Annotated in this window: 12 protein-coding genes; 2 read left to right on the top strand and 10 right to left on the bottom strand. The window is 57.1% G+C overall.

What is annotated here, in order from left to right; translation table 11 throughout:
* Nucleotides 1-8: 8 nt before the first annotated feature.
* The 10 genes from M516_RS0109330 to M516_RS0109285 all read right to left on the bottom strand — a co-directional run bounded on the left by M516_RS0109330 (nt 9) and on the right by M516_RS0109285 (nt 10,756).
* On the bottom strand, nt 9-1,055 hold the full coding sequence (locus tag M516_RS0109330; RefSeq protein ID WP_029098872.1) for a TRAP transporter substrate-binding protein: 1,047 nt from the start codon (nt 1,053-1,055) through the stop codon (nt 9-11).
* A gap of 33 nt (nt 1,056-1,088) precedes the next feature.
* Nucleotides 1,089-2,114, bottom strand: coding sequence for a C-terminal binding protein (locus M516_RS0109325; RefSeq protein ID WP_029098871.1), 1,026 nt, complete (start codon nt 2,112-2,114; stop codon nt 1,089-1,091).
* Between the two features lie 12 nt (nt 2,115-2,126).
* Entirely contained in the window at nt 2,127-3,404 is a 1,278-nt protein-coding gene (locus M516_RS0109320; RefSeq protein WP_029098870.1) for a TRAP transporter large permease subunit, read from the bottom strand.
* Nucleotides 3,401-3,958 (bottom strand): TRAP transporter small permease, encoded by a 558-nt coding sequence (locus M516_RS0109315; protein WP_029098869.1) that lies wholly within the window; start codon nt 3,956-3,958, stop codon nt 3,401-3,403. Before M516_RS0109315 ends, M516_RS0109320 begins: the two co-directional genes overlap by 4 nt.
* A gap of 33 nt (nt 3,959-3,991) precedes the next feature.
* A complete protein-coding gene (locus tag M516_RS0109310) occupies nt 3,992-5,032 on the bottom strand; it encodes a TRAP transporter substrate-binding protein (RefSeq protein ID WP_029098868.1) in 1,041 nt (346 codons plus the stop codon).
* Nucleotides 5,033-5,126: 94 nt separating this feature from the next.
* Nucleotides 5,127-6,089 (bottom strand): 2-hydroxyacid dehydrogenase, encoded by a 963-nt coding sequence (locus M516_RS0109305; protein WP_029098867.1) that lies wholly within the window; start codon nt 6,087-6,089, stop codon nt 5,127-5,129.
* Between the two features lie 36 nt (nt 6,090-6,125).
* The gene (locus tag M516_RS0109300) at nt 6,126-7,436 is read right to left on the bottom strand and encodes an MFS transporter (protein ID WP_029098866.1); all 1,311 of its coding nucleotides are present in this window, start codon (nt 7,434-7,436) and stop codon (nt 6,126-6,128) included.
* A 371-nt stretch (nt 7,437-7,807) separates the two neighbouring features.
* Nucleotides 7,808-9,160: a sensor histidine kinase gene (locus tag M516_RS0109295; protein ID WP_029098865.1), complete on the bottom strand. Its 1,353-nt coding sequence runs from the start codon at nt 9,158-9,160 to the stop codon at nt 7,808-7,810.
* Nucleotides 9,157-9,879 (bottom strand): response regulator transcription factor, encoded by a 723-nt coding sequence (locus M516_RS0109290; protein WP_029098864.1) that lies wholly within the window; start codon nt 9,877-9,879, stop codon nt 9,157-9,159. Before M516_RS0109290 ends, M516_RS0109295 begins: the two co-directional genes overlap by 4 nt.
* A 178-nt stretch (nt 9,880-10,057) precedes the next feature.
* Complete coding sequence (locus M516_RS0109285) at nt 10,058-10,756, bottom strand: hypothetical protein (protein ID WP_051188171.1); 699 nt, start codon at nt 10,754-10,756, stop codon at nt 10,058-10,060.
* Nucleotides 10,757-10,971: 215 nt separating this feature from the next.
* Between M516_RS0109285 and M516_RS0109280 the strand changes: the two genes are divergently transcribed.
* Nucleotides 10,972-12,510 carry a bifunctional ADP-dependent NAD(P)H-hydrate dehydratase/NAD(P)H-hydrate epimerase gene (locus tag M516_RS0109280; RefSeq protein ID WP_029098862.1) on the top strand — a complete coding sequence of 513 codons (1,539 nt, stop codon included), beginning with the start codon at nt 10,972-10,974 and terminating at the stop codon, nt 12,508-12,510.
* A gap of 165 nt (nt 12,511-12,675) precedes the next feature.
* The gene (locus tag M516_RS0109275) at nt 12,676-14,607 is read left to right on the top strand and encodes a sigma-54-dependent Fis family transcriptional regulator (protein ID WP_029098861.1); all 1,932 of its coding nucleotides are present in this window, start codon (nt 12,676-12,678) and stop codon (nt 14,605-14,607) included.
* Nucleotides 14,608-14,642 lie beyond the last annotated feature (35 nt).

Below are 14,642 nucleotides of genomic sequence, written 5' to 3'. Positions count from 1 at the left end.
TTCCCCCTTTACTGTCTCGCCTTTTCTACCTGGTCGTACATCTCCTTGACGAGATCCTCGCCAAATTCCTTCGCAAACTTGTCGATCACCGGCTTGATGATTGCCTGCATGTTCGCCCGCTCTTCCTCGGACACCTCATTGACCTCCATGCCGGCGTTCTTCAGCTCTTCCAACGCCTTCCGGTTTTCCGCCCGGTTCAACTCGCGCTGGTAGATGCCCGCCTCGACGGCCGCTTCCTTCAAAATCTGCTGCTCTTCCGGGGACAGCTTATCCCAGAACTTCTTGCTTACGAGGAAGACAAACGGCGTATACACGTGCTTCGTCACGCTTAGATACTGCTGCACTTCGTTGAATTTGCTCGTCTTGATCGTTGCCAGCGGATTTTCCTGACCGTCCACGGTTTTGCTCTCCAACGCGCTGAATACTTCCGAGAACGCCATCGGCGTGGGGTTGGCTCCCAGCGCCTGGAACGCTTCGAGGTGAACCTGGTTCTGCATCGTGCGAATCTTCAGACCCTTGAAGTCTTCCGCTTTCGCAACCGGATGCTTGCTGTTGGTCAGATTGCGAAACCCGTTTTCCCAATAGCCCAACCCGATCAGGTTGTGTTCCGGCAGTTTCTCCAGCAGTTTTTGGCCGAGCGGACCGTCCAGCACCGCGTCCGCCTCCTTCTCGTCGTGAAACACAAACGGAAAGTCAAAAATCCCGAATTCCTTGATCATGCCTACCAGCGGCGACGTGGACGGAATCGTAATCTCCTGCAGTCCGCCCTGCAGCGCCTCCGTCATTTTTTTGTCGTCGCCGAGCTGCGCGTCGTAAAAGGGCTGCACCTTCAGCTTTCCGCCGCTCTTCTGGTTGACGAGCTCGGCGAATTTCTTCAATCCTTTCCCTTCCGGATGATCCTGGTTCAATCCGATCCCCGCTTTGATGGTCCGCTCCTGAATCCCGCTGGCCGCCGGTTGTGCAGAGGAGGCGGAACTGCCTCCGCCGCACCCGGCCAACAGCAGCAGCGCCGGCACGGTACAGCAGATGACCGCGTGTTTCATCCATGTTTTCATTCACACATGTCCCCTTTCTTTCTGATCCATCGCTTACACATAGGCCGCATAGCGGTTCTGCGGACAGCTCTCTTTCAAGCGGACCTTCTCTTTTACCTGCGTGTTGACCAGGTATTTCGGATACTCTCCGTGCAGCAGAACATCGACGACCCCCATCGCTGCCTTCGTCCTCATTTCCGCGGCAGCTTCCTCCGAATACCAGGCGACATGCGGGGTGAGAATCACCTGTTCCATCGTCAGCAGGGGATTGTCCGGGGAGATCGGCTCCCGCTCGACCACGTCAAGAGCGGCTCCGGCAATCCGGCCTGTGCGCAGGGCTTCGATCAGCGCGCGTTCGTCAATTACCGGCCCGCGCGACGTGTTGATCACGACCGCGCTCGGTTTCATGGCGTCAAACTGCTCGCTGCCCACCATTCCTTCCGTCGCTTGGGTCAGCGGCGCATGGACGGAGATGAAATCGGCCTCCCGGCACAGCTCGTCAAGGGAGACGAGCTGCACTCCCTTTTCCTGCGCCAGCGCTTCCGGCACGAACGGATCGTGGGCGATCACGCGCAACCCGAGCGGCTTCACTTTCTCCGCCAGCGCCTGCGGAATCTTTCCGAACCCGATCAAGCCGAGCACTTTGCCGCGCAGACGGCTGATCGGCTGCGTCACCTTGAAATCCCAGACGCCGCTTTTTACATGGTGATTGGCGACAACCACCTTGCGCGTCCAGGCGAGCAGCAAGGCGAGGGCGTGATCGGCCACTTCGTCCATGCAGTAATCGGGCACGTTGGCCACACAGATTCCTTTTTCCGTCGCCGCCTCGAGATCCACCGTGTTGACCCCCACGCCGTACCGGGTGATCACCCGGCATTTCTCCAGGCTGTCGATCACCTTTCTCGTGATCGGCGCGTACTGGTTGATCAGCGCGTCAGCATCGCGGCATGCCGCGATCACCTCTTCCTCCGTGCGGCACTGCGCCGGCACCAGCTCGATCCGCTCGCGGTCCAGCACCTGTTCTTCATACCGCAAATCGGCGTACTCCCAATCGGTCACGACGACTTTCCACTTTTGCATGTTCGCTCCTCCTTACGTCAACCACTCTAACGGAACAGTCACGATCGCAGGGAACAGAATCAGCAGGACGAGAATCACGATCTCGACCAGCAAAAACGGCCAGACGCCTTTCATGATGTCTTCCATGCCGATCTTCCCGACCCCGCAGGCGACGTTGAGCACGGTGCCGACGGGAGGGGTCAGCAGGCCGATGCAGTTGTTCAGGATAAACAGGACGCCGAAGTAGATCGGATCGATCCCGGCCTGTTCGATCACAGGCATCAGCACCGGCGTCAGGATCAAAATGGTCGGGGTCAGGTCCATGGCTGTGCCCACCAGCAGGACCAGCACGTTGATCACAACCAGCAGAAGCAGCGGATTGTCGACCAGCGGCCCCAGCATGTCGGTCAGCGTCGCCGGGATATTGGCCACCGTGATCAACCAGGCGGACACCATCGCCGCTGCGGCGAGAAACATCACGACGCTGGTCGTCTTGGCGGAGGCCACCAGGATCTCGTACAGTTGGGTCACCTTCAACTCCCGGTAGACGACCAACCCGACGAACAGGGCGTAAAATGCGGCTACGACCGCAGCTTCCGTCGGTGTAAACACGCCTCCGCGAAGCCCCCCGACTATGATCAGCGGCAGCAGGAGTGCCCAGATGGCTCCTTTGGTCGCGGCCAGCATTTCTTTCAGCGACCGGCGAGGGTATGTCTCAAACCGGCCTTTTCTGACCATCGCCCACCAGGCGATCATCAAGCCGACGCCGATGAGCAGACCCGGCACAATTCCCGCCATGAACAGTTTGGTAATGGAGAGGCCGCTGGTCACGCCGAAGATGATCATCGGAATGCTGGGAGGAATGATGGGTGCGATAATCCCCCCTGCCGCGATTAACCCGGTGGAGCGGTTGCGGTCGTACCCCGCCTTTACCATCATCGGGATCAGGATCGCCCCGAGTGCGGCCGTGTCGGCCACGGCGGAACCGGACAGCCCGGCAAACAGGATGCCTGCCAGAATCGCCACGTAGCCCAATCCGCCGCGGATGTGGCCGACAAGCGCCAGCGCAAACTGGATGATGCGCTTGGAGATGCCCCCGGCGTTCATCAATTCCCCGGCGAGGATGAAAAACGGAATCGCCATCAGCGGAAAGTTGTCCGCGCCGTTGATCAGGTTTTGCGCGACGATTTGGCTGTCAAAGATGTCGAGGTAAATCATCAGGGCGACGCCGCTGAAGAGCAGGGCAAACGCAATCGGCATCCCCAGCGCCATCACTCCCAACAGAGACCCGAGAAACACGCCCAGCGTCATTTACCAGCCACCTCCGGCACCGCCTGCTGCTGACTCGACACCAGCAGTTCCTCTTCCGATTCCCGCGCGCGGATAAATTCTTCGACGGAACGCTTGCCAAACAGCACCCGGTACAGATTGAACGCGATGATGATCGCCATGCAGATGCTCATGACAATCCCGATGCCGTACACACACGCGAGCGGCAATCCCGTCGCCGGGGCCATGCTGTCCATGTTGATCAGCGTCATCTTCCAACTGCCGTCCAGCACCAGCCACAGCACGTAGAGCACGATCCCGTTGGTCAGCACAAAAACCGCTTTTTTCATCCGGGGCGACAGTTTCTTCACAAACATGTCGATCCCCAAATGCTCATTGTCTTTCAACGCACTGATCGCCCCCAAAAACGTCATCCAGACAAACAGGAAGCGCGACATTTCTTCGGACCAGGTAATTCCCGAATTGAACAGATACCGCAGCACGACGTTGCCGAAAACGAGAATGGCCATAAATGCCAGCGAAACCGCAGTGACGCCATTCAGCACCCGATTCAGCATGTGCAGGACTTTTTCCACAACATCTCCTCCCTTCTTGTCAACCTTCCCGATCTACTTGGCGGCCGCCTTGATCTTCTCCACCATGTCCTTTGCCCACGGATACTTCTGGAAGATCTCGTCATAGAGCGGCTGAGCCGCGGCTTCCATCGCCTGCCGGAACGAATCGTCAGGCGTCGTGAATCGGATACCGTTCTCCTGGAGAAATTTCTTGTCCGCTTCGTAGCTCTTTTCCATAAGCTCCCACTCGTAGTCGGCCGATTCTTTCGCGGCCTGCTCGATGATCTGCCGCTGCTCGGGAGTCAGTTCGTTCCACAGTTTCGCGTTGATGATATACAGGTTGGGGCTGAACATGTGGCGGGACTCCAGCACATCCGACTGAACTTCATACCAGCCCGACGCTCTCAGGGTGGCGATCGGGTTGTCCTGCCCGTCGACCACTTTTTGCTCCAGTGCCGTAAACACTTCGGAGATGGGCATCGGCGTCACATTGGCCCCCAGCAGTTGGCCCAGCGTAATGTAGTTGGGGATGTTGGGCATGCGCAGACGCAGTCCTTTGAAATCTTCGAGTTTGGTGATCGTTCGGTTGCTGGAAACCATCCGGAAACCGTTGGCGCTCCATGCCAGCGGATGCACGCCGTGTTTGCTTTCCAGTTCTTCCGTCATCTCTTTGCCGATCGGGCCGGTAAAGACAGCTTTGGCATGGGCAAAATCCTTGAACAGGAACGGCCACTCACCGACAGCCATCTTGGGAATGTCGGCCTGCATGATCAATCCCGGTATGCCCATTTCGATGGTGCCGTTGCGCACCCCGTCGTAAAATTCCTTCTCCGCCCCCAGCTTGCTGTTGTCGTAGATTTGCACCTTCAGCGTGCCGCCCGACTTCTCTTCCACCATCGGTTTGAACTTTTCCCGCAGGGCCACGTTCTGCGGATGGTCGGTCGCGAAGTAGTTGGCCACTTTCAACGTGTGCGTCTTGGCTCCGCTCCCTGCGCCCGGCGAACCGCTGCCGGCCGTTTGCTGCCCTCCGCATCCGGAGAGCAGCACCGCCGCCGACAGGATGAGACTGGACAGGATCAACAGATGTTTTTTCACTTGGCATCCCACCTTGCATCCCATGTTCGATATGACAAAACTGAGTTTTATCATTTGTGTACAACCCGGCCATTCCTCGCACGTATCCACGCCTTTATTCGGTGACGAGATTGGGCGGTCGTTTCCCGTGCACGGCGGCGACGAGATTCTGCGCCGCCAGCATCGCCATGGCCAACCTCGTCTCGCGTGTGGCCGATCCGATATGCGGCAGTGTCACAACATTGGGCATGCGAAGCAGCGGATTGTAGGGCGGTGTCGGTTCCTCTTCAAACACGTCGAGTCCTGCGCCCCAGATCCGTTTCTCCTGCAGCGCTTCGATCAAAGCCGCCTCGTCTACCGTCTTGCCGCGCGACGTGTTGATGAAGATCGCAGTCGGTTTCATCAGGGCGAACTGCTCGCGGCCCATCATGCGCGTCGTCTTCTCGGTCAGCGGGACCATCAGGAGGACGAAATCGGACTGCCGCAGGAGGTCTTCCAGGGAACGGTAGGTGATCCCCAGCGTTTGCTCCGCTTCCGGCTTTCGTCTGCGATTGTGGTACAGCACATTCATGCGAAAGCCGTACACGGCCCGTCTGGCGATCGCTTCGCCGATTCGGCCCAGGCCGATGATGCCAAGCGTTTTGCCGTGCACATCCAGTCCGAAGAGCCACTCGTCGTGTTTCCTCTCCCATCTGCCGGCCTTGACGTGCCGATCCAGCTCGGGGATTCGGCGGGCAGCGGACAGGATCAGCGCAAAAGCCAGATCGGCCACCGTCTCGTCCAGTACGTGCGGCGTGTTCGTCCCCATCACGTGACGCCGTTTCATCGCCTCCAGGTCAAAATTGTTGTAGCCGACGGAGATATTGCTGACGACTTTCAGCTTGGGCGCATGCTCCAACAGTTCGCTGTCGATCCGCCCGCCGACCGTCAACAGCCCTTCCGCATCGGCAATCTCCCGCAGCAGTTCCCCGCGGGGAATCGGTGCGTCCCCCTCCCACTTTCGGTATTCGCAGCGCTCCGCCAGATACGCTTCCACTTCCGCCGGGATCGGCGCAGCCACATACACGTACGGCTTCATGTCCATCCTCCTCACACGGTGTTCGCAAATTGTCGGTCAGGCCTGTTTTTCCTCAATTGGATTCTTCACGATCAACCAGTAACACAAGGCTGCGCATCCGGCGATCAATCCTCCCGATACAAAGGCGAGCACATACGAACCGGTCGTATCGACAATCATTCCGGCGACGACCGGTGAGAACGCGCCGCCAAAATAACCGCCAAAGTTTTGAATGGATCCGACCGACGCCACCATCGACGGAGGTGCGATGTCTCCGGCAAGCGCCCACGCACTGCCGGTAATCGCCGAGATAAAGCAGAGCGCCAGCGTCATCAGCGTAAGCGTTATCACAATGCCGTGCACAAAGGGAATGATCACGACGACGACGGCGGCAGCCAGCGCGCAAATGCCAATCAGCATCCGTTTTGCGTGAATCGGCGCGGCGATTCCCTTGTCCGCCAGTTTCTTCGTCAGATACCCGCCGAAGATATTGCCGAAGATGCCGCCGATCCACGGAATGCTGGCGTATATCCCCAGTTCTTTCAGTGAGATATGGTGAACTTCGACCAGATAGAGTGGGAGGAAGATGAGAAAGATGTTCCAGATCCAGATGGTGCAGAAAAAGCCGAGAATCATGCCCCACACGCTTCTGTATGTAAACAAGGTGCGCCATTTGATGCTGGATTGCTGGATGCCCTGCTCGGTTCCGGCCCCGTCCGCCTGGATGTAGGCCCGTTCTTCAGGGGACAGTTTGCGGCTTTTCTCCGGATTTTTGTAAAAGATGAGGAAGAAGATCACAAACACGATGCCGATCAAGCCCGTGATGTAAAACAGCGCCCGCCAACCGAAGCTGATCAGCAGGAACACGAGGATCGGAGGAGCAATCGCCGGACCCCATTTGGACGAGGAGTCCCAAATCCCTGTAGCCAAGCCCCGTTCTTTTTTCGGGAACCAGTACGACGTGATCTTGGCCGCCGTCGGGAAACAGGGAGCTTCTCCTATGCCGAGCAGGAGGCGGGCGCCAATCAGGGAAGACATTTTGCTCACGGCACCCGTCATGAACGTCGCGAGACTCCACCAGATCACGGCGATGGAATACACTTTTTTGGCTCCAAACCGGTCAATCAGCCATCCCGAAGGAAGCTGCATCAGCGCGTACGACCAGGAAAACACCGTTCCCAGGAGCCCGATATCCGTTTTGCTCAGCCCCAGTTCCTTCATCATTTCCGGCGCGGCGATGGACAAGTTGGCCCTGTCCAGATAATTGATGATCCCGCCGATCAACAACCACATCACGACCGTCCAGCGAACATTGTGCCTGGCCTGCAGGGAATGTTCTTCTTTTGGCGACAAGAGCGGCGAACTCATGGGGCATCCTCCTCAGTAATGGGATTTTGTTTTATAATATAAAACTTTGTTTTACAATATTGGCACATTGCAGGCACAGCATCCTGTCCGCAGACAGCCGTGAGCGCACTAATTGAAAGCGCTGTCATTATAGAGGAAACGGGTAACCTTGCGCACGCGGCCGCACCGGTTCTGTTTTATCATGTAAAACTGTGTTTTTCTTTCAGTTTATTCGATATTTTCTGTTAATACATATACTATCGGCCTCCCGAGATGATGTCAATGAATTTTTTTCCTTTTCTTCAGCTCTTTCTGCCGCGGGCCTGGAGAATCCGGCTGGCTTCCCTGATATGGACAGCCGGATTCACTCCAAGCGGCATGCCGCATGACACTCAGCCGTGAAGCAGCGGCATCCTGATCCGAAAGACAGCACCCGTCCTCCCATTCCCTGCCTCGATGGTGCCGCCCGATCGTTCGACAATCGCTCTGGAAATGGCCAGCCCCAGACCGGTTTCCCCGTTTTTCCCCTTCACGAAGCGATGGAACAAGTTGGGGAGCAGGTCGTCCGGGATTCCTTCTCCGTCGTCGATGATGTCGATCAGCACGTGCCGGTTTTTTTCCTCGATGCTGATCTCGATGTGTTCCCGTGCATGCCGCACTGCGTTTCCCAGGATGTTCAGCACGGCTTGCAGAAATTTCTCGCTGTCGACGTTGATCCGGGGATTCGCTGCGCCGCACCTCACAGCAATGTCCACGCCGTTTTGCATCATCAGCGGATGCAGCCGCTCCACCGCTTGATGCACCAGTTCCAGAACGGAGACTTCGGACGGATGGAACAGATCTTCTTCACTTTCCAACTTGGCGAGAAGAATCATTTCCGTCACGATGTTTTTCAATCGCGTGGTCTCTTTCACGATCACATCCAGTCCCTGGCGTGCGGATTCCCCTGTAAAGACGCCATCCCGTATGCCCTCCGCGTACCCTTGAATCGACATGAGCGGTGTCTTCAATTCATGCGAGGCGTTTTGAAAGAACTGCTTTTGGCTGCTGTGAAACCGATCCAATTCCTGCGCCATAAAATACACGCTCTTGGTAACCTCGGCGATCTCCCCGCTGGCCGGAATCATTTCCACCTCGGAAAATCGGCGGCGCTGCACTTTCTTGATCTCCTCCGTCAGCCTGCTCAGGGGGGTGACCAGGCTCCGCGTGATGAAAAAGCTGAGGATGATGGCGCATATCGCCCCGAGCAGCAGACTTGCCATGATATTGCCGGTCAGTTCCATCCGCATGTCCTTTAGGCCGCGAACCGGCGTTGCCAGCAGCAGCCTCTGGTTCGCGCCGTTATTCAAGGGAATCGTCACCACGATATAGTCATCGCTGCCAATCATCCAAATGTTTTTATCCTGTCTCTTCTTCGCCTTCCGTTCCAACTGATCGATCCATTGATCCAGACTGGCCGACGGAAGCGTGGTGTACAGCACTTTTTTTCGTCTCCCGAGGAGCAGGATCTCCACCTTTCGATTGGAGACAACCAACCTGCTCAGCTCCTGGATCTCTTCCGGCTTGATCGTTTCGCCGGATGCTTTCACCTTTTCGATCCACACCTGGCCTTTCAAGGCAAGCTCTCTTCTTTGCTGCTCAATCAGGTTTTCCAGGAGGAACGAATTGATCAGGTAAGCGGATACCCCAGTTACCACAATCAGCAAGAGGCCAAACGCAAGCGTGATCCGGTACAGCAGTTTCATTTTGCCTGCTCCTGTTGATCCCGCAGACGGTATCCAAATCCCCAGACCGTGTCCAGTGGAATCCCGTCCAATTTTTTGCGCACCCGTCTCACCAGGTCATCGACGACGCGATCACTGCCGAAATAGTCGTCTCCCCACACCAGCGCAAGCAATTCTTCCCGGGAAAACGCGCGATTGGGATGGTCGGCAAAGAGTCGCAGCAGTTGAAACTCTTTAACCGTCACCTCCACTTCTTTTCCCTGCCAATAGACACGCCGTTTTTCCGTATCAAGCAGAAGAGCAGGAACCTCTCCCCTGTCTGCGGCAGCCTCCTTGTCCTCATTCGGCGCTGTCGTCGAACGATTTCTCATGTATTCCCAGCGGCGCAGGGATCGGTTTACCCTGGCCACCAGCTCGCGCGGACTGAACGGCTTGGTCAGGTAGTCATCGCTGCCCAATTCCAGTCCGAGAATTTTGTCTACCTCTTCGTCCCGTGCGGAAATCATGATGATCGGGGTTTCCGTCTCCCTTCGGATGCGGCGGCAAAATTCATACCCGTTCATACCCGGCAGCATGATATCCAGCACCCAAAGATCGGGCGGACGGGTTTCCCACAGACGAAGCGCCTCTTCTGCCGTCTCCAGTCCGACTGTCTGGTATCCTTCTTTTTGCAGATACGCCTCGACGATCTGGCGAATGTTGGCATCATCATCCACAATGGCAATTTGGTAGGGTTTCATGCGACTTCCTCCGCCATCTGATAGATTCACCAGCTATTGTACATTAAAATTGGGAAGGAACCGACAAAACCGGACGTTTTCCCATACATCCCACACTTTTCCCATACTTTCTTTTGGGAAAAGGCAAACCGGTTCCGCGGTACCGGAACCGGTGTCACATGCATACAGACGGGTACACCTATTTTAGAATCTCATAGATTGCCTGTTTCTGAGACAAAATCTCTGTTTTCACGGCGTTCAACTGCTCGAGAAGATCGGCTGCATCTCCCAGGGCGTCTTTCCATTCCGCTTCCTGGCCGTTCTTGTAAGCCTCTTTTGCGTTCTTCATCGTCTCTTTTATGTCGGTACGGAGTTCGACAACCTTTTGGTGATTCGCCTTCTTCTCTTCCCGGATCGGCTTCACTTGGGATTTCGTCTCCTTCAAAGCGCTGCGCAGCTCTTTGACCTGCTCCCACTGCGATTGGATCGGGGCCAGCTTCGCTTCAATCGCTTGATGGTTTGCCTCCCATTCCGCTTTGATCTCGCGAATCCGCTCCTCATCTTTTGCTTGCTTGGCCTCTTTCAGTGCGGCTACGAGTTGTTTGTTTTCTTCCCGCAGCGGCTTGATTTCGTTCATTACGCGTTTCACGGTGTCCCATACCTCTTGGGGAACGCCGCTCCGCAGGGCTTCCCACGCCGCCCGGTTCTGCTCCCCTTGGGCCTTGAGCTGGGCGTTCAACTGCTTGCGCTGTTCCTGCAGCGTTTGAATCGCCTGGTATTCCGGGGTTTGCTTCCATTTTGGCTGCGCATCCGACTGCTCTTCCGCATGGATGATCCCCACCCCATAGACCAGCAAACTGGTCGTGAGCAGCGATACGGAAAGGATTTTTTTCATCATCATCCACACTCCTTTGGTTTGATCTTGCCTTGCACGTCCGATTGTAGGGAAAGAATGCCGGGAAAATTCGGAAAAACGATGGAAAAATCGTGAAAAGAGTATGGGCCGTTCATCGCTGGAGAACCCGCCACACAGGCAAAATCGACCATCAAATCCCCTTCCCTGTGATATGATGGGGTCACACGCAGTCGTTTTGGGAAAGGAGTCCGCGATCCATGTATGTGGTAACCGCCGAAGAGATGCAAAAGATGGACCGGCATGTAATCGACGTGATCGGCATTCCGGCCGCCGTGCTGATGGAAAACGCGGGCAGCGCCATCGCCCGCGATGTCCAGGAGTATTCCCGCACCCACGGGATGGACAAAGGGAAACGACCACCCCGCTGGGCGATCCTCGTCGGAAAAGGGAACAACGGCGGCGACGGACTGGTGGCGGCGCGGCATCTGATGGAAAGCGGCGTAGACGTCACCCTCCTTTTCGCACAATCGCCGGAACAGTTGACAGGGGAGGCCGCGCGGCAGCAGGAAATCGCGCGGCGATTGGGGATACCCGCCATCGTGTACGGCACTTCCCCTGTGGATTGGCGCTCATTTGACGGAATCGTCGACGCGCTGTTGGGGACGGGCAGCAAAGGCGCTCCGCGCGGCCCCTACGCGGATTTGATCCGGGAAGCGAACGCGAGCGGGCTGCCGATCATTTCCGCCGACATTCCCAGCGGTCTGGATGCGGATACCGGCGTGCCCCACGATCCCTGCATTCAGGCCGCGCGCACGGTGGCCCTCGCTTTTCTCAAACGGGGGCTGGTTCAGACAGGCGGCCTGGACAAGGCGGGAGAGGTCGTCGTACGCCCCATCGGCATCTGGCCGTCACTCGCCGACACATTCGGCGTCCAAACTTTCCTGCTCGGCGAACAATTGTTTCGCGAACGGTTCCGGCTGGACCTGCGATTGCCGCGTCAAGCCGACACCCACAAGGGAACCTACGGACACGTGCTTGTCGTGGCAGGCAGCCGAGAGATGAGCGGGGCAGGGCTGCTCTGCAGCAAAGCGGCGCTCCGGACAGGCAGCGGGCTGGTGACCTGGGTAATGCCCGACGCACTCCTCCCCGCGCTGATCGGACATGTGCCCGAAGTGATGCTGGCCGGGCTTCCCGGGGAGTGGAATCTGCCTGAAGCCCGGGAAAAGCTGATCGCGCTGGTCCGCAGCCGCAGCGTCACCGTCATCGGCCCGGGGCTGGGACGCTTTCCCGGCGATGCGGACTGGCTGCGCATGCTGTGGGAGGAGACGAACGGTCCGCTGGTCCTGGACGCCGACGCCTTGAACATGCTGGCTGACGCTGACCACTTCTCGTCTTGGCCGAAGCGCGAAACACCCACCATCCTGACCCCGCATCCCGGAGAGATGGCCCGACTTGCCAAAGTGGCGACAAGCGAGGTACAGCAGAACCGGATCGAGCTGGCCCGCTCCTACGCCCGCCGCCATCGGCTGACGCTGGTGCTGAAAGGAGCCGGTACGGTGGTCGCTACACCGGACGGCCGCGCGTACATAAACCCGACGGGCAACCCCGGCATGGCGACCGGCGGCGCTGGCGACGTCCTGGCCGGAATGATCGGCGGCCTGCTCGCTCAAGGACTGCCCGCCGACCACGCAGCCTGCCTCGCCGTCTGGCTCCACGGTTCCGCCGGTGATCGCGCCGCGGCCAAGCGGCCGTCGGGGTATTCGCTGATTGCGGGGGACATCCTTGAGGAATTGTAGCGGCTGACATGTGGAGAAGGGGGAATCATGCCCCCTTTTTCCCCTTTTCGACAAAACCAAAAGCCGGGAGGATCATACAAAATTTACAAAACGATATATTGTTGAAATTATTAGAATTTTGGTATAATAATGCTCAGTTCGTACATGTTCATTGGGGGGATAGTTATGACCAATCCGTATATAGCTATTCACTCAATCAGCAGCATCCACGAAGCATTGCAGAAGCTGGAAGAGGTGTGGAACCGCTTTGTTTTCGAAAAGCGCGAACCGCCAGACATGAGGATGAATGTGTACCAATCGTGGAAGCGCTGTCAAACCAAAGGCGTCAACCCTCTCCAAAAGCAGGCCTCCATCGTAATGACTGACGATGAATTGGTTGATTGGGTCAACCAGTCCCACCTCTCCCAGGTTTCCCTGCCCATCCTGCAGGATTTGGCTCGACAGATCGAAGGCACCCACTACCTCATCACCCTGTGCGACAACAAAGGAAGAATCATTCACGTCCAAGGAGAACAGCGGATCTTGCAGAAAGCGGAACGCATGAATTTTGTGCCCGGTTCTGACTGGAGCGAAGAATCGGCCGGAACCAATGCGATCGGGACCTGCATCGCGGCGAAACAGCCGATCCAGATTTTTGCCTATGAGCATTTTTGCGAAGGGGCCCACCCCTGGATCTGTTCAGCCGCCCCGGTTCAAGATCCGCTGACCGGCCAGTTGTTGGGTGTGATCGACTTGACCGGTCCCTGCGATTTGGCCCAACCCCATTCCCTGGGAACCGCGGTGATGACGGCGAAAACGATTGAACAGCAGTTTCGGGAGGCTGCCCTGGAAACGCGCCATTATCTGAAAGCCTGTTTCCTGCAGGCGGAGGAAAAGCGGAAGCACGCCCCGATGATCATGCTGGACGAAGCATTGCAAGTGGTTGCCGCAACGTCCAGCGCCCTGTCCCTGCTGCAGTTGGAAGACAGGCGGGCGTTTTGGGCACGATCCGACCTGTCTCCCCTGAAGTCCGCCTTGCTGACCCTCAACGACCCGCAAGCCGACGTCTATTTACCCGCACCGCAATTGACCATCTCCATCGAGAACGTGTACAAGGACCGCAAACGGGTCGGCTTCCTCCTTCATTTCCACAAATCGACGCACCATCGCCCATCCATTCCCGTGCCCGCCAATCATTGGGCGGACATCATCGGCGAATCAAGCGTATTGAACAACGTCGTTCTCAAGAGTCAAATCGTCGCGCCCACCAATGTCCCGGTTTTGATCACGGGAGAAAGCGGCACCGGCAAGGAACGGTTCGCCCGTGCGATCCACCTGGCCAGTCCGCGTCATCGCGCCCCTTTTCTCGCGATCAACTGCGGAGCCATTCCGAAAGAATTGATCGCCAGCGAATTGTTCGGATACGAGACCGGCACCTTTACAGGCGGCAATCCAAAAGGAAAAACGGGAAAATTTGAAGAAGCAAACGGCGGGACCATCTTCCTCGATGAAATCGGTGAAATGCCGCTGGATTTGCAGGTGTTCCTGCTGCGTGTGCTGCAGGAAAAGGAAATCGTCCGCCTCGGATCGTCCAAGCCCGTTTCCGTCGATGTGCGCATTATCGCCGCCACCAACCAGAATCTTGAGCAGCTTGTCAAGGACGGAAAATTCCGCTCCGACCTGTATTACCGGCTGAATGTGGTGCAGTTGGCGCTCCCTCCCCTGCGGGAGCGGGGTGACGATGTCCTTTTGTTGTGCAGCCACCTGATCCGAACATTTGCGCAAAAACACGGCAAGCGGGTGACCGCCGCAGATGATGAGGTGCTGGCGTTCCTTCGCAGCTACCATTGGCCGGGAAATATCCGGGAACTGGAAAACGCAATCGAGCACGCGGTTCTGTTTACCTCCGGGGAGCGCATTCACCTGTCCGATCTGCCCGGCTATTTGCTGCCGGCAAACGGGGTGAACCCGTCGACATCTCCCTTGGAGCAGGAAGAAAAACGGCTGCTCGCCCAATTGTTCCGGGAGACGAACGGAAACTTGTCGGAAATCGCCCGACGCTGCAACATCGCCCGCACCACCCTGTACCGGAAATTAAAGAAATACAACATGCTGTAAGCCTTGTACGCAAAAAGCGACGATCTTTGCGAAGA

This window comes from Brevibacillus thermoruber 423, from assembly GCF_000454065.1.
GTDB lineage: Bacteria > Bacillota > Bacilli > Brevibacillales > Brevibacillaceae > Brevibacillus > Brevibacillus thermoruber.
This window is presented reverse-complemented; position numbering and strand designations above follow the sequence as displayed.

Bases quoted from the DNA above. Each gene is read 5' to 3' on its own strand.
- M516_RS0109285 (WP_051188171.1), bottom strand. From the start codon at position 10,756: ATGATGAAAAAAATCCTTTCCGTATCGCTGCTCACGACCAGTTTGCTG.
- M516_RS0109295 (WP_029098865.1), bottom strand. From the start codon at position 9,160: ATGAAACTGCTGTACCGGATCACGCTTGCGTTTGGCCTCTTGCTGATT.
- M516_RS0109330 (WP_029098872.1), bottom strand. From the start codon at position 1,055: ATGAAAACATGGATGAAACACGCGGTCATCTGCTGTACCGTGCCGGCG.
- M516_RS0109325 (WP_029098871.1), bottom strand. From the start codon at position 2,114: ATGCAAAAGTGGAAAGTCGTCGTGACCGATTGGGAGTACGCCGATTTG.
- M516_RS0109290 (WP_029098864.1), bottom strand. From the start codon at position 9,879: ATGAAACCCTACCAAATTGCCATTGTGGATGATGATGCCAACATTCGC.
- M516_RS0109320 (WP_029098870.1), bottom strand. From the start codon at position 3,404: ATGACGCTGGGCGTGTTTCTCGGGTCTCTGTTGGGAGTGATGGCGCTG.
- M516_RS0109275 (WP_029098861.1), top strand. From the start codon at position 12,676: ATGACCAATCCGTATATAGCTATTCACTCAATCAGCAGCATCCACGAA.
- M516_RS0109300 (WP_029098866.1), bottom strand. From the start codon at position 7,436: ATGAGTTCGCCGCTCTTGTCGCCAAAAGAAGAACATTCCCTGCAGGCC.
- M516_RS0109280 (WP_029098862.1), top strand. From the start codon at position 10,972: ATGTATGTGGTAACCGCCGAAGAGATGCAAAAGATGGACCGGCATGTA.
- M516_RS0109305 (WP_029098867.1), bottom strand. From the start codon at position 6,089: ATGAAGCCGTACGTGTATGTGGCTGCGCCGATCCCGGCGGAAGTGGAA.